The sequence below is a fragment of the Sphingomonas sp. TX0543 genome (genome assembly GCF_048565505.1).
Taxonomy (GTDB): Bacteria; Pseudomonadota; Alphaproteobacteria; order Sphingomonadales; family Sphingomonadaceae; genus Sphingomonas.
Genome location: NZ_JBLZUS010000002.1, coordinates 35607 through 60501, shown reverse-complemented (window position 1 = coordinate 60501; position 24895 = coordinate 35607). Strand labels below are relative to the sequence as shown.

Sequence of the window (24895 nt, the reverse complement as noted above, 5' to 3'; positions counted from 1 at the left end):
CCCGATATGCAGGACGCGCTACAGAGCGGCCGCCCGCATCGCAAGGAGAGCCAATGCCCCGCCTCGTCCTCATCCGCCACGGCCAGTCGGCGTGGAACCTCGAAAATCGCTTCACCGGCTGGTGGGATGTGGACGTGACCGAGAAGGGCGCTGCCGAAGCGCGCACCGCCGGGGAACTGATGGGCGCCCGTGGCCTCGATTTCGACATGACCTTCACCTCGCTCCAGACGCGCGCGATCAAGACGCTCAACCTCGCGCTGGAGGCGATGGGGCGGCTGTGGCTGCCGACCGAGAAGGACTGGCGGCTCAACGAGCGCCACTATGGCGGGCTGACCGGGCTGGACAAGGCGGAGACGGCGGCGAAGCATGGCGAGGCGCAGGTCCATATCTGGCGCCGCAGCTTCGATGTGCCGCCACCGCCGCTGGAGGCGGGCAGCCCCTATGACCTCGCCAGCGACCGGCGCTATGCCGGGATCGACGTGCCCGCGACCGAGAGCCTGAAGGACACGATCGCGCGCGTTCTGCCCTATTGGGAAACGCGCATCGCCCCGGCGCTGCGCGATGGCCAGCGCGTGCTGATCTCCGCCCACGGCAATTCGCTGCGCGCGTTGGTGAAGCACCTCAGCAACATCCCGGACGACGAGATCACCAGCCTCGAAATCCCGACCGGCCAACCGATCGTCTACGAGCTGGACGACGCGCTCAATGCCACCGACCGCTATTACCTGAGCGAGCGTTGAACAAAATTCCAACCACGCGCGCGTGGTGGCTGGCGGCGCTCGTGCTGCTGGCGGTGGCGGCGCCGGCCGCTTCGCGCACGGGCGATGGCGGGCGCAAGGCGATGGTCGCGGCGATCAGGCAGTCGATCCATCGCGCCGCCCCGGATGCGGACAACGCCGCGCTGGCGCGCGCGCTCGCTGTGCTGGAGCAGGTGCCGCGCGAGGCGTTCGTGCCGGCGGCCCAGCGCAAGCTCGCATTCGCCGATCGATCGCTGGACATCGCCGACGGCCAGACGATCTCAGCCCCCTCCGCGGTGGCGCTGATGACGGCGGCAGCGCAGCTTCCCCCGCATGCGAACGTGCTCGATATCGGCACCGGCACCGGCTATCAGGCGGCGGTGCTGGCGCGCCTTGCCGATCATGTCGCATCCGTCGAAATCATGCCGGACCTCGCCGCGACTGCGCGCGAACGCCTGGCCAGGCTGGGCTATGCCAATGTCGACGTGCGCAGCGGTGATGGGTTCGCCGGCTGGGCAGAGCGCGCGCCGTTCGACGCGATCATCGTCGCCGCCGGCAGCGACAAGGTGCCCCAGCCGTTACTCGACCAGTTGAAAGTCGGTGGTCGTCTGGTGATGCCTGTCGGGGCGACATGGGCGAGCGAGCAATTGCTTGTCATCACCAAGACCGGGGCAACCAGCACGACGCGATGCTCGCTCGGCTGGACGATGTTCGTGCCGCTCGCCGGGCAGGGTGCGCGCGATGAGCGCGTGCGCGGCGGCGTTTACGATAACGCCATCCCGGATTGTTTTTCCGCGCCGGTGATCGCGCCGATGTTCGTGCCGCAGAAAGAAGCGCTCCCCGGGAAGCGCAAGGCGCGTTGAACCGCAATCCGGGCATTGCCCTCAACGTCGTGTCCCGCTAACCGCCCGCAATGGCGCAAGTCGGCATCATCATGGGCTCCACTTCCGATTGGGAGACGATGCGACACGCGGCGGACGTGCTCGACGCGCTGGGCATCGCCCATGAGACCCGCGTCGTTTCCGCGCATCGCACCCCCCAGCGGCTTTACGATTATGCTCATGGCGCGGCCGATCGCGGCATCCGCGTCATCATCGCGGGCGCGGGCGGCGCGGCGCATCTGCCGGGCATGGCGGCAGCGATGACGCATCTGCCGGTGCTGGGGGTGCCGGTGGAGTCCAAGGCGTTGAAGGGCATGGATAGCCTGTTGTCGATCGTGCAGATGCCGGGGGGCATACCCGTCGGCACGCTCGCCATCGGCAAGGCCGGGGCGACCAATGCGGGGCTGCTCGCCGCGTCGATTCTCGCGCTGTCGGATCCGGCGCTGGAGGGGCGGCTCAAGACGTGGCGGCAGGCGCAGACCGACAGCGTGGCCGATACGCCGCAATGACGATCCTGCCTCCCGGATCGACGATCGGCATCCTGGGCGGCGGCCAGCTCGGACGGATGCTGGCATCGGCCGCAGCCGAGTTGGGCTATCGCACTCATGTGCTGGCGCCGGATCGCGAGAGTGTCGCGGCGCAGACAGCCTCCTCGCTGACACGCGCGGATTACCACAACCGCATCGTGCTCGCCGATTTCGCCGCGCAGTGCGACGTGGTGACCTACGAATTCGAGAATATCGCGGTCGAGCCGGTCGAATGGCTTGCCGAGCGGGTGCCGGTGCGTCCTTCTCCGGCGTCGTTGCGCGTTGCGCAGGAGCGGGTGGCGGAGAAGAAGTTCGTCGAGCAGCTTGGCGGCCGGCCCGCGAAATGGGCGGCGGTGAACAGCCGCGCCGCGCTCGACGACGCGATCGCCAGCGTGGGGACGCCCGCCGTGCTCAAGACAACACGCATGGGTTACGACGGGAAGGGGCAGGTACGGCTGCATGCCCCTGCCGATGCCGACGCGGCGTGGGAGGCGATCAAGGGCCCCGCCGTGCTGGAGGCGTTCGTTGCCTTCAGCCACGAATTCTCGATCGTGCTGGTACGCGCGGCGGACGGCACGATGGTAAGCTATCCGCCGCCGTGGAACGTGCATGAGGATGCGATCCTCGCCCGCTCGACGCTGCCCGCGCCGGCCGAGATCGCGCGTCATTGGGCGGAAGCGGCGGCGCTGACCGGGCGAATCGCGGAAACGCTCGGCCATGTCGGCGTGCTGACGTGTGAATTCTTCGCCACCGATGACGGCCCCGTGTTCAACGAGATGGCGCCGCGTGTGCACAATTCCGGCCACTGGACGATCGAGGGCGCGACGACCTCGCAGTTCGAAAACCATGTCCGTGCGATCTGCGGCCTGCCGCTGGGCGATGTCGCGCTTACCGCCCCCCGGGTGGAGATGGAGAATTTGATCGGCGACGCCTGGGAGCGCTGGCCCGAGCTGCTCGCGGAGCCCGACGCGCACCTGCACCTTTACGGAAAGCGCGAGGCGCGGCCGGGGCGCAAGATGGGGCATGTCACGCGCCTCAAGCGCTAGACCCGGAAAGTTTCAGGCCCGGGGGCGCCGATAGCTGGCGAGCGTCCATTTGTCGCTGCCGTCCCACTGCCATAAGCCGACCGTTCTGATCGAGACTGCCGGAGGCTTCCCGGCCGACGCCAGCTTGGTGCGGGCGTTCGACAGCAGGCGACGCGCATGGGCGAGGCGGTAAGCGCTGGTGCGATCGGCTTTGGTCGAGGCGACGAGGCGGCGATCGGTCGGCGCATTTCGACGCGTCGTGACATGGTGTACCCGTGAGGAACGCCATCCCGCCGCGGTGGCATGGGCGAGCTGGACGCCGTTAAGCGCTTTGGCCGTCGCCATCTGACCGAGGGATAGCGATCGTCCGTACGCGCGCGGTGCTCGCCCGATCGCCAAATCCCTGGGTTTTGGAGAATCGGGCGTGGCGCGGGCGATCACGTTGCCGTGCTTCCCTGTTACCAAGCGCGCGATGGGCTTGTGCGCAGACGGTGCCGATACGGGCGGCAGGGAATCGCCCGAAAGACTAGCCGCGATCTGCTCGCCGGGGCGGGCATTGTCGCCGGTCAGAATCGCGCGCGCCATCGCGAGCTTTCGCGCGGCCTGGGCGCGCTTCAGGCGTGTGCCCAGATCGCGAATGAGGGCCGCGGCGTTGTCCTTATGATCAGCGCGCAGCCGGTCGATCCGCTGCTTCAACAGGGCGATGCGCGTTTCATGCTCGGCAAGCACGTCGCGATCCATGTCGCCGGTATCACCGGCGAGCGGAGCGCTCTCACCAGGACCGGCCGCCCAAGGCGATGTAACGGGGCCCGGAGCGCTATATTGCTCTGCGTGACGCCGGATCTCCGTGTTGATAAGCTCGCCAAGGTTCGGCGTTTCCGGCGGGCGGGCGGCTGCCGGCACATCGAGGATGACATAGCCGCGACTGAGCGGCGTTATCGGCTGCGTCGGTTGCGGAGCATCTGCAACGATAACCGGGACGACGGTCGTTTCGGCTGCCACCGCCGAGGCATTGCTGGCGGCCGTAAGCGACGAGGCAAGGTAGATCGCGTTGGATGTTATCCCGCCCATGAAACGGATCGTCTCAAAAAGGCACGGTTGCGTCAATCGGCAGCTTTGGCGCTGAACCGCGCTCTAACGTGAACGAAATCGGCCACGCCAGCATATGCCAGCGTGGCCGAATTCGTATCCCGGGACGGATTTCTCAGGCGGTGCGCGTGCCGTTCAGCGGGAAGCTGCCGAACGCCCCGGCGCCGACCGTGCCGGTCACGCTGTCGCCATCGATCGTCGCCTTCATGTCGAGCGTCATCGGCATCGGCACGGTCATTTGCTGCTTCCAGCTGATCGTGTTCCCGTCGACGTCCCCGGAGATGTCGGACGAACCCATCGCGCCGGCAGCGGTGCCGGTGAAGGTTGCGCCGTCAGTCTTTACGGTGAGGGTCGATTTCTGATCACCGAGCGGGGATTTCACGGTGATATCGTAGGTGCCATCAACGGCCATGGGCGCTCTCCTTATTTCGCGTCCGCGATGGACGCAGCCGTGACGACCTCGACCGGCAGACCGAGCGAGTCAAGCTGCGGCTTCACGACTTTCGCATCGCCCACGACTACCCACACAAAGCGCTTCGGGTCGATCACCCGCCTTGCCGTAGCGTCCAGCTCGTCGCGGGTCAGCGCACGATATTTCTGCGTGATCGTGGCGTAATAGTCGTCCGGCCGACGATAAAGGTCGTTCGCCTGCATCGCGGCCAGCACGTCGCTCCCTGCCTCGAAGTTTCCCGCGAGCGAGCGAGTCGCGTCGGCAACGCTTCGGTCGAACTCGAACTGCGTGATCGGCCTGGTGGTGACGAATGCGGTCATGTCGTCACGCAGCGCCGCGATCGACGCGCCGGTCCTGTCGGCCTGGACCGGCGCGCGGACGACATAGGGCGCGGCGAAAGCGTTGCGAACGAAATTGCCGGACACGCCATAGGACCAATGCTTGTCCTCCCGCAGATCCATGTTGAGGCGGCTGAGGAAATCGCCGCCGAGCGAGTCGTTTGCCGTTGTCACTGCGAGCAGATCGTCGGTGCCGCGCAGCGAGGTGCGCAGGCCGCCCGAAATCAGCGACTGCGGCGAGTCCGGCCTGTCGATCAGCACGATGCGCGGGGCGGGCAGGCTGCGGTCCTCCCGGAAAATTTTCTCGCCAGCGGCGCCATTCGGCCGCCATTCCCCGAACGCGTTATCCAGCACCGCCTTCACCTCCGCCAGCGGCCGATCGCTGACGACGAAGATCTTCGCCTTGTCGGGCCGCAGCCACGCCTGACGGAAGGCAAGCAGATCAGCGCGCGTGAGCGCTTCCACTGCCCTGGCGTCGCCGCTTCCGCGCCCCTTCGCATACGGGCTGCCGGCGCCGTAGAGGATCGGGGGCAGCACGCGGCGGGTAAGCCCGGCCGGATCGGTCAGTTCCTGCGCGATGCCGGCCAGCAGCTGGCTTTTCACGCGCGGCAACTCGCTTTCGGGAAACGCGGGCGTGCGGGCGATATCGGCCCATAGCGCCACCGCCGGCACGAGATTCGCGCTCGGCGCCTCAAAGCTGAGGGTCGTGCGGTCGGCGGAAGAGCCGGTCGAGATATTCAGCCCGAGCCGCTCCTTCGCCTCCGCGAGCCGGATCGAATCGAGCTTTGGCGTGCCCTCGTCGATCATCGCCAGCGTCAGCGTCTGGGTGCCGAGCTTGTCGGCAACATCGGCAGCGGTGCCCGCATCGAAACTGAGGACGCCGCGCGTGATCGGCACGGTGGTGCGGTTGGCGTAGATCAGCTCGATGCCGTTCGCGAGATGCGTGCGCTCCACTTTCGGGAAAGCGAGATCGGCGACCGCGCCCGCCGCCGGGATCGGCCCGCGCGTTCCCTTAGGCGCCTTCTCGGGCGACATTTCCGGCTTTGGCGCGCCGGCCAGCGCCTCGGCATAATGCTCGCGCTCGCCGGGTACGACGGTAAGAGTATAGGCGGGGCGCTCCAGCCACTTGCGGGCGGCGGCGCGAACGGTTTCCGGCGTCTGCGCGGCAAGCGCGGCGAGCTGTTTCTTGTAGAAGCCGGGGTCACCCGAATAGAGCTCGCCCTCGGCCAGCGCGACCGCCTTGCCGCCGAACCCGCCGACTCGCTCCAGCCCGCCGATGCGGCCGGCGACGGCGCTGGTAAGTACGCGCTGCACCTCGTCCGCGGTCGGGCCGTTTTTCGCGAGATCGGCGACGATCGCGTCCAGCCGCTTCGATACCACCGCTGGATCGACGCCGGGGCGGACGACCGCGTTGACGGTGAACATGCCGGCCTGGGCAAAATCATCCGCGTCCGCGCCCACATCCACCGCCAGCTTCTCCTGCTTCACCAGCACGTTCTGAAGCCGCGAACTGGCGAGGCCGCCCAGCACTGCCGCCGCCACGTCCAGCGGCACCGAATCCGGGTCGTTCAGCCCGGGGATCGCCCATGCCTTGAGCACCATCGGGGCGGCGACGCGATCTTTCATCACCTCGGCCTTGGGGGCGGCAAGCGTCGGGACGGCGACCTTCGGCAGCACGCTCTTCGGACCGGGCCGGATCGCGCCGAAATATTTTTCCACCAGCGGCTTCGCGGTGGCGGCGTCGATGTCTCCGGCCAGGACGAGTACGGCGTTGTTTGGACCATAATGATCGTGGAACCAGCCCTTCACGTCAGCGAGGCTGGCGGCGTCGAGATCCGCCATCGAGCCGATCGTGGTGTGGCCATAGGGATGGTCGGCGGGGAACAGCCCCTCGGTCAATTTATAGCGGATCAGGCCATAGGGGCGATTGTCACCCTGACGCTTCTCATTCTGAACGACGCCGCGCTGCGTATCGAGCACGCGTTGCGTGATCGCGCCGGTCAGCCAGCCCATGCGGTCGCTTTCGAGGAACAGCGCGCGATCGAGCGCGGACCTCGGCACCGTCTCGAAATAGTTGGTACGATCGAAATAGGTGGTGCCGTTCAGATCGGTTGCGCCCACCTGTTTGAGCGGCTCGAAGAAGTCACCCGGCGCATTCTCGCTGCCGTTGAACATCAGATGCTCGAACAGATGCGCGAAGCCGGTCTTGCCGGCCGGCTCATGCTTCGACCCGACGTCATACCATACGCTGACCGCCACGACCGGGGCCTTGCGATCGGTGTGAACGACGACGCGCAAGCCGTTCTTGAGCGTGAATTGCTCGTAAGGGATATCGATCGCGCGGACCAATCGTGAGACCGGAGCTGCCTTGCCGGCGCCGGACTGAGCGAAAGCGGCTGGGGAGGCGAGCGCCAGTGCAAGCGCAGCGCCGCTGATCGTCATAAAACGCAAGCGAGAACTCCTGTAACAACAGCGGAGACGCTACGGCGGGGAGCGGGCAACGTAAAGCGCGTCGAAAGGGCAGTTGACTGCCAGAGCAATGATTGCCAAAGCAACGAAATGACACTGTTCGACGAGACCAACTTTGTCCCCGATTCGTCGCCGGGGTACATCGTCCGGCTCATCAATCAGATGAGCATGGCGGGGCTCGATCGTGTGCTGGCGGAAGAGGGCGTTACGGCAACGCAGTGGATGACACTGGTGTCGCTGCATTTCGGTTTTGCGGATACGTGCGCCGATCTTGCCCGCAACATGGCACATGACAAGGGCGCGATGACGCGTCTGATCGATGCGCTGGAAGAGCGCGGCTGGGTCGAGCGCACCCGCGCCGAAGATGATCGTCGCGTGATCCGGCTGGCGCTTACCCCGGTTGGCTTCGAGGTGGCGATGCGCGGTCGGCGCAAGGTTATCGAATGCTGGAATCACTGGCTCGCTGACTGGACTCGGGAAGAGGTGGATTCGCTGCTGACAATGATGCGGCGACTGAAATCATCAATGGAGAAGGCCGGGCCATGCGACGCCTGACGATCATGACGTTGCTGGCTGGCGTATCGCTGGCGGGCTGCGTGCCGCCGGATACGCGCCCGGCGGTGAACCCGAAAGCTCCTGCCGATCTGGGGCTGACCGACGCGAATCTGCGCGCAGTCGATCAGCGATGGTGGCGTGCGCTAGGAGATGCGCAGCTGGACCGGATCGTTGCGGATGCGATCGCGGGCAATCCGTCGCTGGATGCAGCCGCCGCCCGCGTGCGTCAGGCGCAGGCGACACTCGCCTCGCGGCGCGCCGACGATGGGCCGAACCTAACCTTCGATGCGGACGGCACGGTTCAGCGTCTCTCCGGCACCTATATCATTCCGCCGCCCTATGGCGGCACCGTGCGCTTCCTGGGCAACGTGCAAGCGAATCTTGCCTGGAACCTCGACCTGTTCGGGCGGCAGAAGGCGGCGATCGCGGGTGCGCGCGCCTCGGCACAGGCGGCGCAGCTGGACGCGGCGGCGGCGCGGCTGATGCTGGAGGGGGCGACTGTCTCCACCTACCTTGAGGTGGTGCGCGCGGAACGGCAGGCGGCGCTGGCCGGGCGCACGATTGCGGCGCGTTCCCAGTCGCTGCGGCTGACCGATGTGCGCATTCGCAGCAATCTGGCGAGCAAGCTCGATCGAGAGGCAGCGACCACGCTTCTCGCGCAGGCGCAACTGGCGCTGACCCGCGCACAGGCGGCGCGAGCGCTCGCGGCGAACGCGCTGGCGGCACTGGCCGGTCGCGGCGCGGATTATCCCGCCACGATCGGCGTTACGCATGTGCGCGCTGATGCCACGTTGCCGATCCCTTCGACGATCCCGGCCGATTTGCTGGCGCGTCGCGCGGATATCGCGGCGGCGCAGGCGAGGATCGCGGCGGCGGCGGCCGGGCGCCAGGTCGCGCGGCGCGCTTTCTATCCCAACGTCAATCTTTCCGCGCTCGCCGGGTTGCAGGCGCTTGGACTGGGCAATCTTTTCGATGCCGATTCCGGTGTTGCCGGTGGCGGCGGCGCGATCCATCTGCCGATTTTCGATAGTGGACGGCTCAAGGCCGATCTTGCCGGAGCGAATGCCGGGCTCGATCTGGCGATAGCGGACTATAACGGCAAGGTCGTCGGTGCGGTGCGAGAGGCGGCGGACGCCGTGGCGAAGACTCGCGCTGCCGATGCGGAGCGCGCGAAACAGAGCGACGTGGTACGCGGCTATGCTGAAACTGCGCGGCTCAACGGCATTCGCGTTTCGAGCGGGCTCGCCTCGCGGCTGGACCTTATCGACACCGATGTGCGGCTGCTCGACGCGCAGCTTGCCGAGACCAATCTTGTCATCGATGCGCTCGCCGCGCGCGCCCAGCTCGCGCAGGCGCTCGGTGGTGGCTTCGATCCTTCCCGGGACATTCAGCAATGAGCGACGCAGACAATCCCGTGCATAACGATCCGACCCCTGCGGCCGCGTTGCCGCGCGGCAATCCGGGTGCCCGCAAGCGACTGCTGACCGTGCTTGCCGTGGTGGTGGTGCTTGCCGCCCTCGCATGGTTTGTCTTTGGCGTATTGCTCGCCCCGCCGTCCGAGGAAACCGACGATGCCTATGTCGCGGGCGACGTGGTGGCGATCACCGCGCGCGACGGCGGCACGGTGGTGTCGCTCCACGCCGACAATACGCAGGCGGTGAAGGCGGGGCAGCCGCTGATCGATCTCGATCCCGCGACCGCGGACGTCAACCTGGCCGCAGCCGAAGCGGAACTGGCGCGCGCGGTCCGCGCGACCCGTGCCGATTTCTCCAGGGTCGGGGCCAGCAGCGCCGCGGTGATCCAGGCGCAGGCGCAGCTTTCCGCGGCGCAGGCGGACTATGCCCGCCGCAAAGCCGCCGCCGCGTCCGGCGCAATTTCCGGCGAGGAGCTTAGTCATGCGGCGGATGCGGTGAAGGTTGCGACCGCCACGCTCAATCTGGCGCGCGCTCAGAAATCGCAGGCGCGCAGCACCGTGGCCGGCACCGATGTGAACAACAATCCGACGGTGATGACGGCGATCGCCGCCTATCGCCGTGCGGCGATCATCCGCAGCCACATGCACATCATCGCGCCGATCGATGGCGTGATCGCGCAGCGCACCGTGCAGGTCGGTCAGCAGGTTCAGGCTGGCGCGCCGCTGATGGCGGTAGTGCCGCTCAACCGCTTGTGGGTGGATGCCAATCTGCGCGAGACGCAGCTTCGCGATGTGCGCATCGGCCAACCGGCGGAGGTGGTGTCCGATATGTATGGCGGGAAGGTCGTCTATCATGGCCGCGTCGTCGGTCTCGGCGCGGGCAGCGGCAATGCCTTCGCGCTGCTACCGTCGCAGAACGCCAGCGGCAACTGGATCAAGATCGTGCAGCGCGTGCCCGTGCGCATCGCGCTCGATCCGAAGGAGCTGGATAAAAACCCGCTTCGGGTCGGTCTGTCGGTGAAGGCCACGGTGGACACCGCCGATCTCTCCGGGGTTCGGCTCGCGAAGCAGGCGGCTTCGCCCTATCGTGGCGACGTGGCGACCGACGCGAGCAATCCGGCGGTCGAGGCGCGCATCCGCGAGATCGTCGCGGCGAACCGCTGAGGCGATAGGAACATGGCCAGCGCCGCGCCCCCGCAGCCCCGCCCGATGGAGGGCGGGCGTCGTGCGCTCGTCGCGATCGCGCTGGCGCTCGGCACCTTCATGATGGTGCTGGACAGCACGATCGCGAACGTCTCGCTGCCGACGATCGCCGGCAATCTCGGCGTATCGAGTGACAATTCGACGTGGATCGTCACCGCCTTCGCGGTCGCCAACGGCATTTCCGTGCCACTGACCGGGTGGCTGATGCGACGGTTCGGCGTCGTGCGCACCTTCTGCGTGTCGTTGGTAATGTTCACCATCGCCTCGTTCCTGTGCGGACTGGCATGGAGCCTGCCGTCGCTCATCGCCTTTCGCGTGTTGCAGGGGGCGGTTTCCGGGCCGATGATGCCGGGAAGCCAGGCGCTGCTGATATCGATTTTCCCGCCGGACAAGCGCTCCACGGCGCTAGGCATCTGGTCGATGACGACGCTGGTCGCCCCGATCATGGGGCCGATCCTTGGCGGCTATATTTCCGACAATTATCACTGGTCGTGGATATTCCTCATCAACGTGCCGTTCGGGATGTTCGCCGCCTCGATCTGCTGGTTCAACCTGCGCGATCGCGAGACGCCGACCGCGCGGGTCCCGATCGATACGATCGGGCTGATCCTGCTGGTGTTGTGGGTAGGCTCGCTTCAGATCATGCTCGATCTCGGCAAGAACGCGGACTGGTTCAGCGATCCCATGATCGTCGTGCTAGCGGTGATGGCCGCGATCACCTTCGCCGCGTGGCTGATCTGGGAGCTTACCGACGCCAACCCGACGGTCGACCTGACGCTGTTCGCGAACCGCAACTTCCTGATCGGGACGATCGCTTTCTGCCTCGGCTACGCGGTGTTCTTCGCGAATATCCTGCTGCTGCCCTTATGGTTGCAGACCCAGCTTGGATATACCGCGACATGGGCGGGGCTGGTCGCCGCACCCAGCGGGGTGGTCGCGGTGCTCCTGACGCCGTTTGCCGCGCGCGCGGCCGGCAGGATCGACGCGCGCATCCTGGCGACGATTTCTTTCATCGGCTTTGCGGTGAGTTACTGGATGCGGTCCGGTTATACGACAACCGCGAGCTTCTGGGATTTCACGCTGCCGCTGCTGGTGCAGGGCGTGTCGATGAGCACATTCTTCCTCTCGATGGTGACCATATCGCTCGATCGTATCCCGCCCGAGCGGATTCCGTCGGCCACGGGCATTTCCAATTTTGCGCGAATCGTGGCGGGGGCGTTCGCCGCCTCGATCATCACCACCGCCTGGGATCGCCGAGAGGCGTTTCATCAGGCACATCTCTCCGAGGCGATCGGAACGGGCATGCCTTATCGCATGGCGGTGGAGGGGATGGCGAGGCTTGGCCTGAACGCGACACAGGCGGCCGCGGCGGTGACGCGGCAGATGGTGGGGCAGGCATATCTGCTCGCCTCGACGGATCTGTTCCGGCTGTCGGCGTGGCTTTCGGCTGTGCTGGTGATCGTGGTGTGGTTCTGCCGTCGTCCCTCCGGCGGCGGCGGCCCGGTGGCGGCGGACTAGGCGGCGTTCATCATCGCAGGCTCGGTTTCCGCGATCCATCCGCCGCCGAGCACGCGGTCCCCGTCGTAGAGTACCGCCGCCTGGCCGGGCGAGACCCCATATTCGGGGACATCGAACATCAACCGATCGCCCGACAGCCTCGCTGCCACCGGCTTCGCCATCGAGCGCACCTTCGCGGTCAGGGGGCGATCGAGCGGCCCCAGCGCGTTTATCCCCTCCAACCGCGCAGCGCAGACCGCAAGCGCGGCGCGCGGGCCGACCACAATTCGCTTCTCCGCCGCGTCGACGCGCAGGACGTATAGCGGCTCTGGCGCACCTCCGATCTCCAGACCTCGCCGCTGACCGACGGTGAAGTGGATGATGCCGCGATGCTGCCCCACCGTTCGGCCATCCAGGTCCACAATCTCGCCCGCCGTATCCGCTTCAGGGCGCAGCCTGCGAACCAGCCCGGCATAGTCGCGATCGGGGACGAAGCATATGTCCTGGCTGTCCGGCTTGGCCGCGACGCCAAGACCTAGCTCGGCAGCGATCTCCCGCACCCGCGCCTTCGGCAATGAGCCAAGCGGGAACCGCAGGAAATCGAGTTGGGGGCGGGTTGTGGCGAAGAGGAAATAGCTCTGGTCGCGGGCGGGATCGCGCCCGCGATGCAGTTCCGGCCCATCCGCGCCGATCTCCCGGCGGACATAATGGCCCGTCGCCAGACAATCCGCGCCAAGATCGCGCGCCAGCGCGAAAAGATCGGTGAATTTCGGCCCCATGTTGCACTGGATGCACGGGATCGGCGTACGCCCGGCGAGATACTCGTCGGCGAACTTATCCACCACCGTCTCGCGGAAGCGCGATTCATGATCGTGCACATAATGCGCGATGCCGAGCCGATCACATACCGCGCGGGCATCGCGAATATCCCGCCCAGCGCAACACGATCCGCTGCGGCCGACCGCCTCGCCATGATCGTAAAGCTGCAGCGTGACGCCGATCGTTTCCGCCCCGGTCGCATGCGCGAGCGCCGCCACGACCGAACTGTCGACCCCGCCCGACATCGCGACGACGATACGCCTGCCCGACAGGCTTTCGCCCAACTGGAAATCCGCCTGATCCATGACGGGCGCCGATACAGGAGGGCGCGGCGGAGCGCAAAGTAACCTTGGTGAATGAACTGTTTCAGCGCCCTTTACGGGACTTTCAGCAACGCCGGTTACAACGACCCCAACGCGCCGAACGGGCGTGAAAAAACAAAAGGGTCGCAATGGATTTGAGTTTCGCCAGGTTCGACAGGCGCGCCGACACAGCAGTGCCGCTGCCCGTCGATCTGGCGGTACTGCTGGTCCGGATGGCGGCGCGGCAGGCGGCATCGCCGACGGCGATCGCGCATGCCCGGATGACCCACGGGCCAGTTGTCGCGACGCGCTTCGCCCCGGACGATGGCTCGTTCAACGGCGCCACAGCGCGGGCGTTGGCGGAATGGAAAGATGAATGAAGGCCGCGTTTACCGTGCCGCTTAGCCGGCCCTCAACGGCCTGCATATTAGGCCATGGTTGTTGTGATTGGAGAGGGGGCCCCCCGCCCCGAACCGAAAGTTAAAGTTATGATAGAGAACCAGAAAATTCGCCCCGCACGGGTTATCGGGCCGCTTGGTGAGCCGCTGACGCTGGATTCGTTGCCGCCGGTCACGACGACGCGGTGGGTGGTGCGCCGCAAGGCCGAGGTGGTCGCCGCGGTGAACGGCGGCCTGCTTACGGTGGACGAAGTCTGCGAGCGCTACGGCCTCACCGTGGAGGAGTTCGCCGGCTGGCAACGCGCGATCGACCGGTCGGGGATGCCAGGGCTTCGGGTGACGCGCATCCAGCATTACAAGACGCTGTACGAGCGCCAGCAGAAATACTGACGCTCATGCCCGATCCGGTTCGCCGGACAGCAAGCGGCGCGGGTGCCTATTCCTACTTCCCGTATTCGGACAACAGCGGGGCGGAGGAAGCAGCACCAGCGCCTTATTCGTTCGCGAGATGGCCCGGCATCGGGCGGCGGGCCGGGCAGGTTACGCGATCGGAACAAAAATGACCGCTCGACATTTTATCCTTCCACGCGGCCCGGACGTGCCTGGGTCTTTGCAGGGGAGAAGGTCATGGGTATCATTCTTTGGCTCGTCATCGGCGGTGTCATCGGCTGGCTCGCCAGCATCATCATGCGCACCGATGCGCAGCAGGGCATTTTCCTGAACATCATCGTCGGGATCGTCGGCGCTTTCATCGGCGGCCTGATCCTGTCGGGCGGATCGATCAACAATTCGCCGCTGACGCTCACCTCGTTCCTGGTATCGCTGCTTGGTGCGGTGGTTCTGCTGGCGATCGTCAATCTCGTGCGTCGCGGTTCGGTGCGCTAAGCGCCCCCTGAACGCAGACGACGAAAACATCGCGGCCGCCCGAATGCATCGGGCGGCCGCTTCGTTTTTTACTGGAGCAGGAAACGCACCGCGAGCGTCACCGACAGGTCGGTCTCGCCGGCGACGATCTGCGTGTCCGCCTCCGCCTTCTGCGCGCGCGCCATGTACATGACCGGCGGGCGCGGGGAGCCGCCGTCATTCTCGCCATTCTCGTTGATCGACAGAATGCGCACCACCCGCAGGCCGGCCGCCTTCGCATAAAGCTCCGCGCGCGAGCGGGCGGCCCTGACCGCCTCCGTCCGCGCCTCATCCAGCGCGCCCTGCGGCTTGTCGATCGACATGGACGGGCCGTCGATCTGGTTCGCACCGGCTTTCACCAGCGCGTCCAGCGCTGCGCCGCTGCGCGAGATGTCGCGAAACTTCACCGATACGGTGTTGTTCGCCTGATAGCCGGTAATCACCGGTGCCTGATTTTCCTGGTAACGATATTGTGGCGACAGCCCGACATTGCTCGTCATGATGTCACGCTCGGCAATCCCGGCGCCCTTCAGAGACTGGATCACGCGGCTCATCCGCGCAGCATTTTCCGATAAGGCGGCGGCAGCGGTCGGCGCCTGGGTGACGACCCCGGCGCGGATCGTGGCGATATCGGGGGTGCGCGTCACCTTCCCCGTCGCGGTGACATCCAGCGTCGTGCCATCGGGAATCGCGGTATCGGCGGCGAGCGCCGGCACGGCGACGATCGCGGCGCCTGCCGCGGCGAGGGTGAGAAGAAAACGCATGAGATTCGAAGGCTCCCGTCTTTGTTGACGCGGCGAGTTGTGGCAGAGCGTCGATCAACCGCACATGAACGATATACCAGGCTCGCCCGGAAAAGCGCCAGCGGATCAGCCCTCTTGAGGGAAGTGATTTATTTCTGTAATACAGCAAAAATAAACGAGCGAGGGGCGGCCGGGTGCGCCGGGACGGGAAAGTGGATCGAATGAATTACGAATCCGGCAGTCTTGAAGGGGAGCATCTGGCGATCGAAGGGCCGTCGCATGACGCGCGCCGCCGCCGCCGCTGGATCGTGATCGCCGCCGTGATCGTGGCGGTGGCCGCCGCCGCCTATTTCTTCTCCCGGCGTGGCGGCGCGCCCGAGCATACCTCGCCCGCCGATCAGGCGCCGAGCGTCACCGTCGTGGTGCCGGGCAGCGCGGCCGTCGGGCGAGTGATCAACGCCACCGGCTCGCTCGCCGCGAAGCGCGATATGCCGATCGGCGTGGCCGGCGAGGGCGGGATGGTGACGCGCGTCCTGGTCGAGCCGGGCCAGTGGGTATCGGCGGGCCAGATACTGGCGACGGTCGACCGATCCGTGCAGACGCAGACCTCCGCCAGCCTCAATGCCCAGATCGGGGTCGCGCGATCGGATCTGGTGCTGGATCAGCAGGAGCTGGAACGTGCGCAGCAGCTTGTCGGGCGCGGCTTCATCAGCCAGGCCGACGTTCAGCGCCGCATCGCCACGCGCGATGCCGCGGCGGCGCGGCTGAAGGTAGCCCAGGCGGCCGTGGCCGAGCAGGGCGCGCGCAACCGGCGCCTCGATATCCGCGCGCCGGAGCCGGGCCTGATCCTTACCCGTCAGGTGGAGCCGGGGCAGATCATCAGCTCCGCCTCCGGCACGTTGTTCCGCATGGCGAAGAACGGCGAGCTCGAGATGCAGGCGCAGCTCGCCGAGAGCGATCTGGTCAAGACCCATGTCGGCGACAGCGCCACCGTCACCCCGGTCGGCGAGACGCGCTCGTTCGCGGGCAGGGTGTGGCAGGTGGCTCCGGTGATCGACCCGCGCACCCGCCAGGGCATCGTGCGCGTCCAGCTTTCCTATGATCCGGCGCTGCGCCCGGGCGGCTTCGCGTCGGTCGCGCTGACGAGCGGGATGAACAGCGAGCCGCAATTGCCGCAATCCGCGATCATGAGCGACGATCGCGGCAATTTCGTCTATATCGTCGGCAAGGATGACAAGGTGGTGCGGCGCGACGTTCGCCTCGGCACGGTGACCGACCGCAACGTTGCCATCGCCGAAGGGCTGACCGGCAGCGAGCGCGTGGTGCGATCGGCCGGCGCGTTCCTCAATCCCGGCCAGAAGGTCGCGCCGGTGCTGGCCAAGAGCGGGGGCTGATCGGCGATGAGTTTTCGCAACATCTCCGCCTGGTCGATCCGGAACCCCGTTCCGTCGATCGTCCTGTTCCTGATGCTGACGGTGGCCGGCGTCGTCAGCTTCATCCGCATGGACATCAATCAGGAGCCGGATATCGACTTCCCGGCGGTGGCGGTGGAGATCACGCAGCCGGGCGCCGCGCCGAGCGAGCTTGAAACGCAGGTAACGCAGCGCGTCGAGGCGGCGGTGCGATCGGTGGAGGGGATCGACGAGATCCAGTCCTTCGTCAGCGAAGGCGATTCCACCACGATCGTGCAGCTCGATATCGGCACTCCGGTCGACCGGGCCGTGAACGAGGTGCGCGACGCGATCGTGCAGATCCGTTCCAATCTGCCGGAGGGAATCCTCGAGCCGCAGGTGAGCCGCGTCAAGATCAACGACAATGACGTCGGCAGTTATTCGGCAATTTCGACCGACATGACGATCGAACAGCTCTCCTGGTACATCGACAACACGGTGGCGAAGGAGCTGCTCTCGGTGCCCGGCATGGGCAAGGTGGAGCGCAATGGCGGCGTCGATCGCGAGATCCGCGTGATCCTCGATCCGGCCAAGCTGGCCGCGTTCGGGCTGACGGCGACGCAGATCAACCAGCAGTTGCGGCAGGTGAACCTCAACGCGGCCGGCGGCCGATCGCAGATCGCGGGCGCGGAACAGTCGCTGCGCGTGCTTGGCAACGCGCGCAACGCCTATGAACTCGGCCAGACGCAGATCACCGTCGGCGATGGTCGCACGGTCAAGCTGGCCGACGTGGCGACGGTGCGCGATCTCTATGCCGAGCAGCGCAGCGCGGCGGCGGTCGATGGCCGGCCCGTGCTGAGCTTCGATTTCAAGCGCGCCAAAGGCTATTCGGACGTCACGATCTTCCGCGAGGCGAAGGCGAAGCTGGAAGCGCTGGAAAAGCGCAACCCGCAGGTGCATTTCGAATTGCGCTACGACGGATCCAAATACGCGCTTGAACAATATAAGAGCGCGATCCACGCGATGATCGAGGGCGCGGTGCTCGCGGTGTTCATCGTGTTCCTGTTCCTGCGCGACGCGCGGGCGACGGTGATATCGGCCCTCGCGATCCCGCTCTCGGCGATCCCGGCCTTCTGGTTCATGGACCTGATGGGCTTCACGCTGAACAGCATGACGCTGCTGGCGCTCAGCCTCGTCGCGGGCGTGCTGGTGGACGACGCGATCGTGGAGATCGAGAATATCGTCCGCCACATGCGCATGGGCAAGACGGCCTATCAGGCGTCGATCGACGCCGCGGACGAGATCGGCCTCGCCGTGCTCGCCACGACGATGGCGATCGTCGCGGTTTTCCTCCCGGTCGGCCTGATGCCCGGCGTTTCGGGGCAGTTCTTCAAGAATTTCGGCCTCACCGTGGTGGTTGCGGTGTTGATGAGCCTCGCCGTCGCACGTCTCATCACGCCGATGATCGCCGCCTATTTCCTGCGCGCCTTCGGTCACGCCGAACATGGCGAGGGCAGGCTGATGGACCTCTACATGGGCGTGCTGCACTGGACGCTAGATGTCGGCCGTGCGCCGGCCGTACGCGCGCGCGGCGGTTTCCGCCGCGTCACCGGCTATTTCCGCGATCATCGCTTGTGGGTGCTCGGGATCGGCGCCGGTGCGTTTCTGCTGACGCTGGTCTGCTTCGCGATGCTGCCGTTGCAGTTTCAGCCGGCGACCGATTCCGAACGTTCCGCCGTCACCATCACCATGCCGCCGGGGACAACGCTCGCGCAGACGCAGGGCACGGTGGACAAGGTCGTCGCGCTCTTGCGCAAACAGCCCGACGTGATGAGCGTCTATAGCCGCACGCAGGTCGGCACCGGCCGGGTGAGCGCCGTGTTCAAGGATCACAAGTCGATGACCTCGACGCAGTTCGAGCGCAGCCTTGCGCCCGAGCTGGCGAAGATCCCCGACGCGCGGGTGAACTTCCAGTCGCAGTTCGGCTGGGGCGACAACAATCGTGACGTGTCGATCACGCTGGGCGGCGACGATCCCGAACTGCTGCGCAAGACCGCCGACCAGCTCGTCAGACAGATGGCGCATGTTCCGGGGCTGATCGCGCCGCGCATCGCGGGCGATCTGAAGCGGCCGGAAATCGTCATCAAGCCCCGCCTCGACCTCGCCGCCAACCTTGGCGTGACGACGAGCGCGCTATCGAACGCGATCCGCATCGCGACGCTGGGTGACATCGATCAGAACAGCGCGAAATTCTCGCTGTCCGATCGTCAGGTGCCGATCCGCGTGGCGCTGGATCAATCGTCACGCACGGAATTGTCGACGATCCAGAACCTGCCGGTGCAAACGCAGAGCGGCGGCTCCGTCCCGCTGTCGCTGGTGGCGGAGATCGGCTTCGGATCGGGGCCGACCAAGATCAACCGCCTCAATCAGCAGCGCCAGCTTACGATCGGCGCCGATCTGGCCTCCGGGCTCGTGCTGAGCGATGCGATGAAGAAGGTGAACGCGCTGCCGGCGATGAAGAACCTGCCGATCAGCGTCCAGCGGATGAGCGTCGGCCAGGCGAAGTGGCAGATGGAGATGCTCATCAACTTCGTTTTCGCGGTGATCGCGGGCGTGTTCCTGGTCTTCTCGGTGCTGGTGCTGCTCTATCGCCGGATGCTGCCGCCGCTCGTCAACATGGGGTCGCTGATGCTAGCACCGCTCGGCGGCGTTCTCGCGCTGCTCGTGACGGGTAATCCTTTGTCGATGCCGGTGTTCATCGGCCTGCTGATGCTGCTCGGCATCGTCGCCAAGAATTCGATCCTGCTGATCGATTTCGCGCTGGAAGAAATGGCGAAGGGCGTGCCGGTCCACACGGCGATCATGGATGCCGGCCACAAGCGCGCGCAGCCGATCGTGATGACCACCGTCGCAATGGTCGCGGGAATGGTCCCGACCGCGCTGTCGCTGTCCGGGGATGGATCGTGGCGTGCGCCGATGGGCATCGTCGTGATCGGCGGGCTGACGCTCTCAACGCTGCTGACGCTGCTGATCGTGCCGGCCGCGTTCAGCCTGGCGATCGGGATCGAGCGGCGGATCGGCCCGTGGATCGGTCACCGGCTGCTCACCTATCGCCCCGGCGATGACGGGCGTGGCGCGATCGAACACCAGCCCGGCGGCGGACCGCTGCCGGCGCCGCACGGACGGATCGGCTATGACGACGATGGTTCGCAACCCGCCGAATGATATCCAGCGGGCGGCGCCCTGAACGGCTGTCGCCCGTCTTTCCGCAACTCCGCTTGAACAAAGTGGAGAGTTGGGGATTGTTTCGGCAATGAACCTGATCGTCCGCCGGCGTCCTCCCCGTGAAAGAGCCCCCGCCGGGCTGGTGCGTATGCGGGTGATCGCCACGGCGATGCTGGTGTTTATGGCGATCGCCTTCGCGATCGCGCGGACGATGCAGCCGGTGCATCCGGCATGGGGGTTCGTCCGCGCGTTCACCGAAGCCGCGATGGTTGGCGGGCTGGCGGACTGGTTCGCGGTGACGGCGCTGTTCCGCCACCCGCTGGGCCTGCCGATCCCGCACACCGCGATCATACCGCGCAACAAGGATCGCATCGGCGATCAACTCGCGCTGTTCCTGCGTGACAATTTCCTCATTCCGGTAGTGGTCGCGCGGCGGATGCGGCGGATCGATCTTGCGAGCGCCGCCGGGCGCTGGCTGACCAATCCCACCTCCGGCGGCTCGCGGCTGACGCGCGGCGTATCGCGCCTCGCGGTGGAAGTGCTTCAGGCGCTGGATCAGGAACGGCTGGGCGGCATGGTGCGCGGCGCGCTGGTGCGGCAGGTGAGGGCGATCGAGCTTTCGCCCATGCTGGGCCGCGCGCTCGTCGCCGCGATCGCGGAGGATCGCCATTTGCCGGTGCTCAACGGGATCGTGCGCTGGGCCGGCCGCGTGCTGGAGGCGAACCAGCCGATCGTCCGCACCATGGTGCATGACCGCGCCGGATCGATCATGCGCTGGACAGGGCTGGACGAAACGTTGGCCAACAAGATCATCGACGGACTCGACAGGATGCTGGCCGATATGGCCGAGAACGTCGATCACCCGTTGCGCGCAAAGGCCGAGGAAGGGCTGGTGAAACTCGCTCATGACCTGCAGCACGATCCCGCGCTGATCGGCCGGGTTGAGGAACTGAAGCTGGAGCTGCTCGAAAACCCTGCGATGCAGGACTGGATCAACGGGCTGTGGGAACAGGCGCGCGCCGGAATGTTGCGCGTCGCGCGCGATCCGGAGGCGTTGCTCGCGGGCAAGATGCGCGAGGCATTCAACCAGCTCGGCGAGACACTGCAACAGGATGTGCGCCTGCAACGCACGCTCAACCGCTTCGTGCGCCGCGCGGCAGTCGGCGCGGCGGCGGATTATGGCGATTCGATCGTTCGACTGGTTTCCGAGACGGTGCATGGCTGGGATGCGCAGACCATCACGCGCCGGCTGGAAAATGCGGTGGGCCGGGATCTCCAGTACATCCGCATCAACGGCACGTTGGTGGGCGGCATGGTGGGGCTGGCGATCCATGCGGTGGATGCCGCCATTTGAACGACGATTTAGCCACGCCCGTGTTCGAGATTGCGCGACAAGCGCCGCTTGCCGTGACCGCCGCTTTCCCGCAAGGAGGGCGATGATGGGCGCACCGGCGGATTTCAGCGAGGATGACGGCACCCTGCGCTTCAGCGGCGACCTGTCGCTGCCGAAGCTGGGTGATCTTCCGCAACGCCTGCGCGGCGTGGGCGAGGGCGTGCGCCGCGTCGATCTTTCCGCGATCGAGCGGATGGACACGATCGGCGCCTGGCTGATCCACCGCTTCGCGCATGAACATGATGCCAAGATCGAGGGCCTGGACGGCGAGCGCGCCCGGCTGCTCAAACATGTCGAGAGCGCCGATCAGGTGGTCGCCATGCGGCCAACCCATGTCACCGCCTTCACCCGCGTGCTGGGCGAGATCGGCACCGCGACGATCACCGCCGGCAGAACGCTGCTCGGCCTGCTCGGTTTTCTCGGCGCGACGGTGATCGCATTTGGCAATGTGATCCGCCATCCGCGCCGTTTTCGTTTCAATGCCACGGTCCAGCGGTTCGAGGTGGTCGGCGTCACCGCGCTCGGCATCATCGGGTTGATGAGCTTCCTGATCGGGATCGTCATCGCGCAGCAGGGCGCGGTGCAACTCCGGCAATTCGGCGCGGAGGTCTATACGATCAATCTGATCGGCCGCATCACGCTGCGCGAATTGGGGGTGCTGATGACGGCGATCATGGTCGCCGGCAGATCAGGCTCCGCGTTTGCCGCGCAACTAGGCACGATGAAGCTGACCGAGGAGATCGATGCGATGCGCACGATCGGCGTTTCCCCGATGGAAGCGCTGGTGCTGCCGCGTACGCTGGCGGCGATCACGCTGATGCCGCTGCTGGGCTTTTATGCCTCGATCGTGGCGATCATCGGCGGCGGCCTGTTGTGCTGGATCAACCTTGGCATCCCGCCGGTCACCTATATCGCGCGCATTCGCGAGGTGGTGCCGATCACCGACCTTTACGTCGGGCTGGTCAAGGCGCCGGTGTTTGGCGCGATCATCGCCGTGGCCGGCTGCTTCCAGGGAATGCAGGTGGAGAGCGACGCCGAGCAGGTCGGCAATCGCACGACGGCGGCGGTGGTGCAGGCGATCTTTCTCGTGATCGTGCTCGACGCGTTCTTCGCGGTGTTCTTCACCTCGGTAGGGTGGAACTGATGGCAGACGAGAGCGAAGACTTCATCATCCGCGTGCGTGGCCTGCGCACCAGCTTCGGTGATGGCGAGCAGGTGATTCACGACGGGCTCGATCTGGATGTCAGGCGCGGCGAGATCCTTGGCGTGGTCGGCGGATCGGGCACCGGCAAATCGGTGCTGATGCGATCGATCATCGGACTTCAGACCCCCGATGAAGGGGAAATCACGGTCTTCGGCGAATCGACGATCGGCCGCGAGGAAACCGATGCGGTGAACGTCCGCAAGCGCTGGGGCGTGCTGTTTCAGGGCGGCGCGTTGTTTTCCACGCTGACCGTGGCGGAAAACGTCCAGGTGCCGTTGCGCGAATTCTATCCCGAGCTTGATCTGGCCCTGCTTGACGAGATCGCGTCCTACAAGGTGGTGATGAGCGGGCTGCCCGCGGAGGCGGGCCCGAAATTCCCGTCCGAACTTTCCGGCGGCATGAAAAAGCGTGCCGGGCTTGCCCGCGCGCTGGCGATGGACCCGGAACTGCTGTTCCTGGATGAGCCGACCGCCGGGCTCGATCCGATCGGCGCGGCCGCGTTCGACGAACTGACCCGTTCGCTGCAGGAGACGATGGGGCTGACGGTGTTCCTCATCACCCACGATCTCGATACGCTCTATGCGATCTGTGACCGGGTCGCGGTGCTGGCGGACAGGAAGGTGATCGCCGTCGGCACGATCCCGGAGTTGCTCGCGCTGGATCATCCGTGGATTCAAGAATATTTCAACGGCCCGCGCGGCCGGGCGGCGGTGGCGACCCGCGAGGCACAGGTCTCTGAGCCGCAGGCCGGGCGCGAGAAGGCGGGGATTGACTGATGGAAACACGTTCCAACCACGTTCTGGTGGGGTCGGTCGTGCTGATCCTGCTCGCGGTGCTGGCGCTATTCACGGTGTGGATCGCGCGTCTTGGCGGCGCGACCGAGAAGGAATATGACATTTTCTTCAAACAATCGGTCGATGGCCTCGCGAAGGGTTCGACGGTCACTTACTCAGGTGTGCCCTCCGGCCAGGTGAAGTCGATCCAGCTGTGGAAGAATGATCCGCAGTTCGTCCGCGTGCGCATTAGCGTGAACGATGATACGCCGATACTCCAGGGAACCACCGCGACGATCCAGGGCAGCTTCACGGGCACCAGCACCGTCACGCTCGATGGCGCGGTGAAGGGCGCGCCGCCGATCGCATGCCCGGAGAACGATGCCGCCAATCAATGCCCCTATGGCGTGCCGGTGATCCCGACGCGGGCGGGCGGGCTGGGCGCGATCCTGAATTCCGCGCCGCAATTGCTCGAACGGCTGTCGACACTGGCCGAGAAGCTGACCGGGCTGGTATCGGACAAGAACCAGGCATCGATCGCTGGCATCCTGGACAATACCAACCGGTTGAGCCGCGCGCTTGCCGATCGCGGGCCGGAAATTGCGGCAACGCTCGCGCAGACCCGTGTGGCGGTGCAGCAGGCCGGGGATGCGGCCGAGAAGATCGGCAATCTCGCGCAGACCACGAACGGCGTATTGTCGGAAGATGTGAAGCCGGCGATGGCCAATCTGAACGATGCGATCCGCTCGGCCAAGCAGAGCGCGGATACGCTGAACGCGGCGGTGAACGACGCGCGGCCGGGCCTGCAGACCTTCTCGAAGCAGACCATTCCGGAAGTCGGGCAACTCGTGCACGATTTGCGCAATATGGCGGCGGCGCTGTCTTCGGTGGCTGAAAAGGTCGATCGTAACGGTGCCGGCTCGCTGATCGGCCAGCAGCGGCTCCCAGATTACAAGCCCGGCAAGTGAGGCGGATGATGAAGCGATTTGCTATTTTCCTTGCGGCGCTGCCGCTCGCCGGTTGCATCAGCTTCGGTGCCAAGCCGCCGCCCTCGCTACTTGATCTTACCGCTGTGGAGCAGGTGAAACCGGGGCAGGAGCAGGATGCCTCCAGCGCGAAGACGATGACGATCAGCGTGCCGGTGGTGCCGCAGGCGCTTTCCACCGCGCGCGTGCCGGTGCAGTCGAGCGCGACCTCCGTCGCCTATGTGAAGGACGCGCAATGGGTGGAAGCACCCCAGCGATTGTTCGCGCGGCTGCTGTCCGACACGATCTCCGCGCGCACCGGGCGCGTGGTGCTGGGCGCGGCGCAATCCTTCGGTGATCCGGGCGCGAGGCTTGGCGGCGAGTTGCGTAATTTCGGCATCGATGCCGCGTCCTCCTCCGCGATCGTGACGTTCGATGCGGCGCTGGTGCGCGGCGGCGACGGGAAGGTCGAGAAGCAGCGGTTCGAGGCGCGCGTGCCGATCGCGAAGATCGATGCGGCTTCCGTCGGCCCGGCGCTCAACCGGGGCGCAAACCAGGTCGCCGCGCAGGTAGCCGACTGGGTCGGCCGATAG

Annotated in this window: 23 protein-coding genes; 18 read left to right on the top strand and 5 right to left on the bottom strand. The window is 66.1% G+C overall.

Features of this window, described 5'->3' with window-relative positions; genetic code table 11:
• Positions 1–53 precede the first annotated feature (53 nt).
• Genes gpmA through ACM61V_RS00730 form a run of 4 tightly spaced genes read left to right on the top strand, consistent with a single transcriptional unit; the run spans position 54 to position 3191 of the window.
• The gene (gene gpmA / locus ACM61V_RS00745; protein ID WP_137785195.1) at positions 54–740 is read left to right on the top strand and encodes a 2,3-diphosphoglycerate-dependent phosphoglycerate mutase; all 687 of its coding nucleotides are present in this window, start codon (positions 54–56) and stop codon (positions 738–740) included.
• Positions 737–1600, top strand: a complete 864-nt coding sequence (locus ACM61V_RS00740) for a protein-L-isoaspartate(D-aspartate) O-methyltransferase (protein ID WP_137785194.1) — start codon at positions 737–739, stop codon at positions 1598–1600. Before gpmA ends, ACM61V_RS00740 begins: the two co-directional genes overlap by 4 nt.
• Before the next feature lie 50 nt (positions 1601–1650).
• Positions 1651–2127, top strand: a complete 477-nt coding sequence (gene purE, locus ACM61V_RS00735) for a 5-(carboxyamino)imidazole ribonucleotide mutase (RefSeq protein ID WP_137785193.1) — start codon at positions 1651–1653, stop codon at positions 2125–2127.
• Positions 2124–3191, top strand: a complete 1068-nt coding sequence (locus tag ACM61V_RS00730) for a 5-(carboxyamino)imidazole ribonucleotide synthase (protein WP_137785192.1) — start codon at positions 2124–2126, stop codon at positions 3189–3191. Before purE ends, ACM61V_RS00730 begins: the two co-directional genes overlap by 4 nt.
• Positions 3192–3203: 12 nt before the next feature.
• On the opposite strand, the gene ACM61V_RS00725 is transcribed toward ACM61V_RS00730, so the two are convergent.
• The 3 genes from ACM61V_RS00725 to ACM61V_RS00715 all read right to left on the bottom strand — a co-directional run bounded on the left by ACM61V_RS00725 (position 3204) and on the right by ACM61V_RS00715 (position 7490).
• A complete protein-coding gene (locus ACM61V_RS00725) occupies positions 3204–4241 on the bottom strand; it encodes a hypothetical protein (protein WP_137785191.1) in 1038 nt (345 codons plus the stop codon).
• 133 nt (positions 4242–4374) lie between these two features.
• Positions 4375–4671, bottom strand: a complete 297-nt coding sequence (locus ACM61V_RS00720; RefSeq protein ID WP_137785190.1) for a hypothetical protein — start codon at positions 4669–4671, stop codon at positions 4375–4377.
• Between the two features lie 11 nt (positions 4672–4682).
• Positions 4683–7490: a M16 family metallopeptidase gene (locus ACM61V_RS00715; RefSeq protein ID WP_137785543.1), complete on the bottom strand. Its 2808-nt coding sequence runs from the start codon at positions 7488–7490 to the stop codon at positions 4683–4685.
• 117 nt (positions 7491–7607) lie between these two features.
• Between ACM61V_RS00715 and ACM61V_RS00710 the strand changes: the two genes are divergently transcribed.
• The 4 genes from ACM61V_RS00710 to ACM61V_RS00695 are packed head-to-tail and all read left to right on the top strand — an operon-like array spanning position 7608 to position 12207.
• Positions 7608–8072 (top strand): MarR family winged helix-turn-helix transcriptional regulator, encoded by a 465-nt coding sequence (locus tag ACM61V_RS00710; RefSeq protein ID WP_419713743.1) that lies wholly within the window; start codon positions 7608–7610, stop codon positions 8070–8072.
• Entirely contained in the window at positions 8060–9469 is a 1410-nt protein-coding gene (locus ACM61V_RS00705) for an efflux transporter outer membrane subunit (protein ID WP_137785188.1), read from the top strand. The genes ACM61V_RS00710 and ACM61V_RS00705 overlap by 13 nt, the downstream gene beginning before the upstream one ends.
• Positions 9466–10650 (top strand): efflux RND transporter periplasmic adaptor subunit, encoded by a 1185-nt coding sequence (locus ACM61V_RS00700; protein ID WP_137785187.1) that lies wholly within the window; start codon positions 9466–9468, stop codon positions 10648–10650. Before ACM61V_RS00705 ends, ACM61V_RS00700 begins: the two co-directional genes overlap by 4 nt.
• Positions 10651–10662: 12 nt before the next feature.
• Positions 10663–12207, top strand: coding sequence for a DHA2 family efflux MFS transporter permease subunit (locus ACM61V_RS00695; RefSeq protein WP_137785186.1), 1545 nt, complete (start codon positions 10663–10665; stop codon positions 12205–12207).
• Here the strand turns inward: ACM61V_RS00695 and mnmA are convergent.
• Positions 12204–13310 carry a tRNA 2-thiouridine(34) synthase MnmA gene (mnmA, locus tag ACM61V_RS00690; RefSeq protein WP_137785185.1) on the bottom strand — a complete coding sequence of 369 codons (1107 nt, stop codon included), beginning with the start codon at positions 13308–13310 and terminating at the stop codon, positions 12204–12206. The genes ACM61V_RS00695 and mnmA overlap by 4 nt on opposite strands.
• A gap of 146 nt (positions 13311–13456) precedes the next feature.
• Between mnmA and ACM61V_RS00685 the strand changes: the two genes are divergently transcribed.
• The 3 genes from ACM61V_RS00685 to ACM61V_RS00675 all read left to right on the top strand — a co-directional run bounded on the left by ACM61V_RS00685 (position 13457) and on the right by ACM61V_RS00675 (position 14590).
• Complete coding sequence (locus ACM61V_RS00685) at positions 13457–13687, top strand: hypothetical protein (RefSeq protein WP_419713742.1); 231 nt, start codon at positions 13457–13459, stop codon at positions 13685–13687.
• 108 nt (positions 13688–13795) lie between these two features.
• Positions 13796–14095 (top strand): DUF1153 domain-containing protein, encoded by a 300-nt coding sequence (locus ACM61V_RS00680; protein ID WP_137785183.1) that lies wholly within the window; start codon positions 13796–13798, stop codon positions 14093–14095.
• A 237-nt stretch (positions 14096–14332) separates the two neighbouring features.
• Complete coding sequence (locus ACM61V_RS00675; protein ID WP_137785182.1) at positions 14333–14590, top strand: GlsB/YeaQ/YmgE family stress response membrane protein; 258 nt, start codon at positions 14333–14335, stop codon at positions 14588–14590.
• A 68-nt stretch (positions 14591–14658) separates the two neighbouring features.
• Here ACM61V_RS00675 and ACM61V_RS00670 read toward each other — a convergent pair whose 3' ends face one another.
• Entirely contained in the window at positions 14659–15372 is a 714-nt protein-coding gene (locus ACM61V_RS00670; RefSeq protein ID WP_137785181.1) for an SIMPL domain-containing protein, read from the bottom strand.
• A 200-nt stretch (positions 15373–15572) separates the two neighbouring features.
• Here ACM61V_RS00670 and ACM61V_RS00665 point away from each other — a divergent pair, with 200 nt between their 5' ends.
• From ACM61V_RS00665 to ACM61V_RS00635, 7 genes are all read left to right on the top strand, one after another.
• Positions 15573–16745, top strand: a complete 1173-nt coding sequence (locus ACM61V_RS00665; protein ID WP_419713741.1) for an efflux RND transporter periplasmic adaptor subunit — start codon at positions 15573–15575, stop codon at positions 16743–16745.
• A gap of 6 nt (positions 16746–16751) precedes the next feature.
• Complete coding sequence (locus ACM61V_RS00660) at positions 16752–19967, top strand: efflux RND transporter permease subunit (RefSeq protein ID WP_137785179.1); 3216 nt, start codon at positions 16752–16754, stop codon at positions 19965–19967.
• Positions 19968–20055: 88 nt separating this feature from the next.
• Complete coding sequence (locus ACM61V_RS00655) at positions 20056–21321, top strand: DUF445 domain-containing protein (RefSeq protein ID WP_249341366.1); 1266 nt, start codon at positions 20056–20058, stop codon at positions 21319–21321.
• Positions 21322–21406: 85 nt separating this feature from the next.
• Positions 21407–22504, top strand: coding sequence for an ABC transporter permease (locus tag ACM61V_RS00650; protein WP_137785178.1), 1098 nt, complete (start codon positions 21407–21409; stop codon positions 22502–22504).
• Positions 22504–23340, top strand: a complete 837-nt coding sequence (locus tag ACM61V_RS00645; RefSeq protein ID WP_137785177.1) for an ABC transporter ATP-binding protein — start codon at positions 22504–22506, stop codon at positions 23338–23340. The genes ACM61V_RS00650 and ACM61V_RS00645 overlap by 1 nt, the downstream gene beginning before the upstream one ends.
• The gene (locus tag ACM61V_RS00640) at positions 23340–24305 is read left to right on the top strand and encodes an MlaD family protein (RefSeq protein WP_137785176.1); all 966 of its coding nucleotides are present in this window, start codon (positions 23340–23342) and stop codon (positions 24303–24305) included. The genes ACM61V_RS00645 and ACM61V_RS00640 overlap by 1 nt, the downstream gene beginning before the upstream one ends.
• Positions 24306–24310: 5 nt before the next feature.
• On the top strand, positions 24311–24895 hold the full coding sequence (locus ACM61V_RS00635; RefSeq protein WP_419713740.1) for an ABC-type transport auxiliary lipoprotein family protein: 585 nt from the start codon (positions 24311–24313) through the stop codon (positions 24893–24895).

Bases quoted from the DNA above. Each gene is read 5' to 3' on its own strand.
- gpmA (WP_137785195.1), top strand. From the start codon at position 54: ATGCCCCGCCTCGTCCTCATCCGCCACGGCCAGTCGGCGTGGAACCTC.
- purE (WP_137785193.1), top strand. From the start codon at position 1,651: ATGGCGCAAGTCGGCATCATCATGGGCTCCACTTCCGATTGGGAGACG.
- ACM61V_RS00730 (WP_137785192.1), top strand. From the start codon at position 2,124: ATGACGATCCTGCCTCCCGGATCGACGATCGGCATCCTGGGCGGCGGC.
- ACM61V_RS00725 (WP_137785191.1), bottom strand. From the start codon at position 4,241: ATGGGCGGGATAACATCCAACGCGATCTACCTTGCCTCGTCGCTTACG.
- ACM61V_RS00720 (WP_137785190.1), bottom strand. From the start codon at position 4,671: ATGGCCGTTGATGGCACCTACGATATCACCGTGAAATCCCCGCTCGGT.
- ACM61V_RS00715 (WP_137785543.1), bottom strand. From the start codon at position 7,490: ATGACGATCAGCGGCGCTGCGCTTGCACTGGCGCTCGCCTCCCCAGCC.
- ACM61V_RS00710 (WP_419713743.1), top strand. From the start codon at position 7,608: ATGACACTGTTCGACGAGACCAACTTTGTCCCCGATTCGTCGCCGGGG.
- ACM61V_RS00705 (WP_137785188.1), top strand. From the start codon at position 8,060: ATGCGACGCCTGACGATCATGACGTTGCTGGCTGGCGTATCGCTGGCG.
- ACM61V_RS00700 (WP_137785187.1), top strand. From the start codon at position 9,466: ATGAGCGACGCAGACAATCCCGTGCATAACGATCCGACCCCTGCGGCC.
- ACM61V_RS00695 (WP_137785186.1), top strand. From the start codon at position 10,663: ATGGCCAGCGCCGCGCCCCCGCAGCCCCGCCCGATGGAGGGCGGGCGT.
- mnmA (WP_137785185.1), bottom strand. From the start codon at position 13,310: ATGGATCAGGCGGATTTCCAGTTGGGCGAAAGCCTGTCGGGCAGGCGT.
- ACM61V_RS00685 (WP_419713742.1), top strand. From the start codon at position 13,457: ATGGATTTGAGTTTCGCCAGGTTCGACAGGCGCGCCGACACAGCAGTG.
- ACM61V_RS00680 (WP_137785183.1), top strand. From the start codon at position 13,796: ATGATAGAGAACCAGAAAATTCGCCCCGCACGGGTTATCGGGCCGCTT.
- ACM61V_RS00675 (WP_137785182.1), top strand. From the start codon at position 14,333: ATGGGTATCATTCTTTGGCTCGTCATCGGCGGTGTCATCGGCTGGCTC.
- ACM61V_RS00670 (WP_137785181.1), bottom strand. From the start codon at position 15,372: ATGCGTTTTCTTCTCACCCTCGCCGCGGCAGGCGCCGCGATCGTCGCC.
- ACM61V_RS00665 (WP_419713741.1), top strand. From the start codon at position 15,573: ATGAATTACGAATCCGGCAGTCTTGAAGGGGAGCATCTGGCGATCGAA.
- ACM61V_RS00660 (WP_137785179.1), top strand. From the start codon at position 16,752: ATGAGTTTTCGCAACATCTCCGCCTGGTCGATCCGGAACCCCGTTCCG.
- ACM61V_RS00655 (WP_249341366.1), top strand. From the start codon at position 20,056: ATGAACCTGATCGTCCGCCGGCGTCCTCCCCGTGAAAGAGCCCCCGCC.
- ACM61V_RS00650 (WP_137785178.1), top strand. From the start codon at position 21,407: ATGGGCGCACCGGCGGATTTCAGCGAGGATGACGGCACCCTGCGCTTC.
- ACM61V_RS00645 (WP_137785177.1), top strand. From the start codon at position 22,504: ATGGCAGACGAGAGCGAAGACTTCATCATCCGCGTGCGTGGCCTGCGC.
- ACM61V_RS00640 (WP_137785176.1), top strand. From the start codon at position 23,340: ATGGAAACACGTTCCAACCACGTTCTGGTGGGGTCGGTCGTGCTGATC.
- ACM61V_RS00635 (WP_419713740.1), top strand. From the start codon at position 24,311: ATGATGAAGCGATTTGCTATTTTCCTTGCGGCGCTGCCGCTCGCCGGT.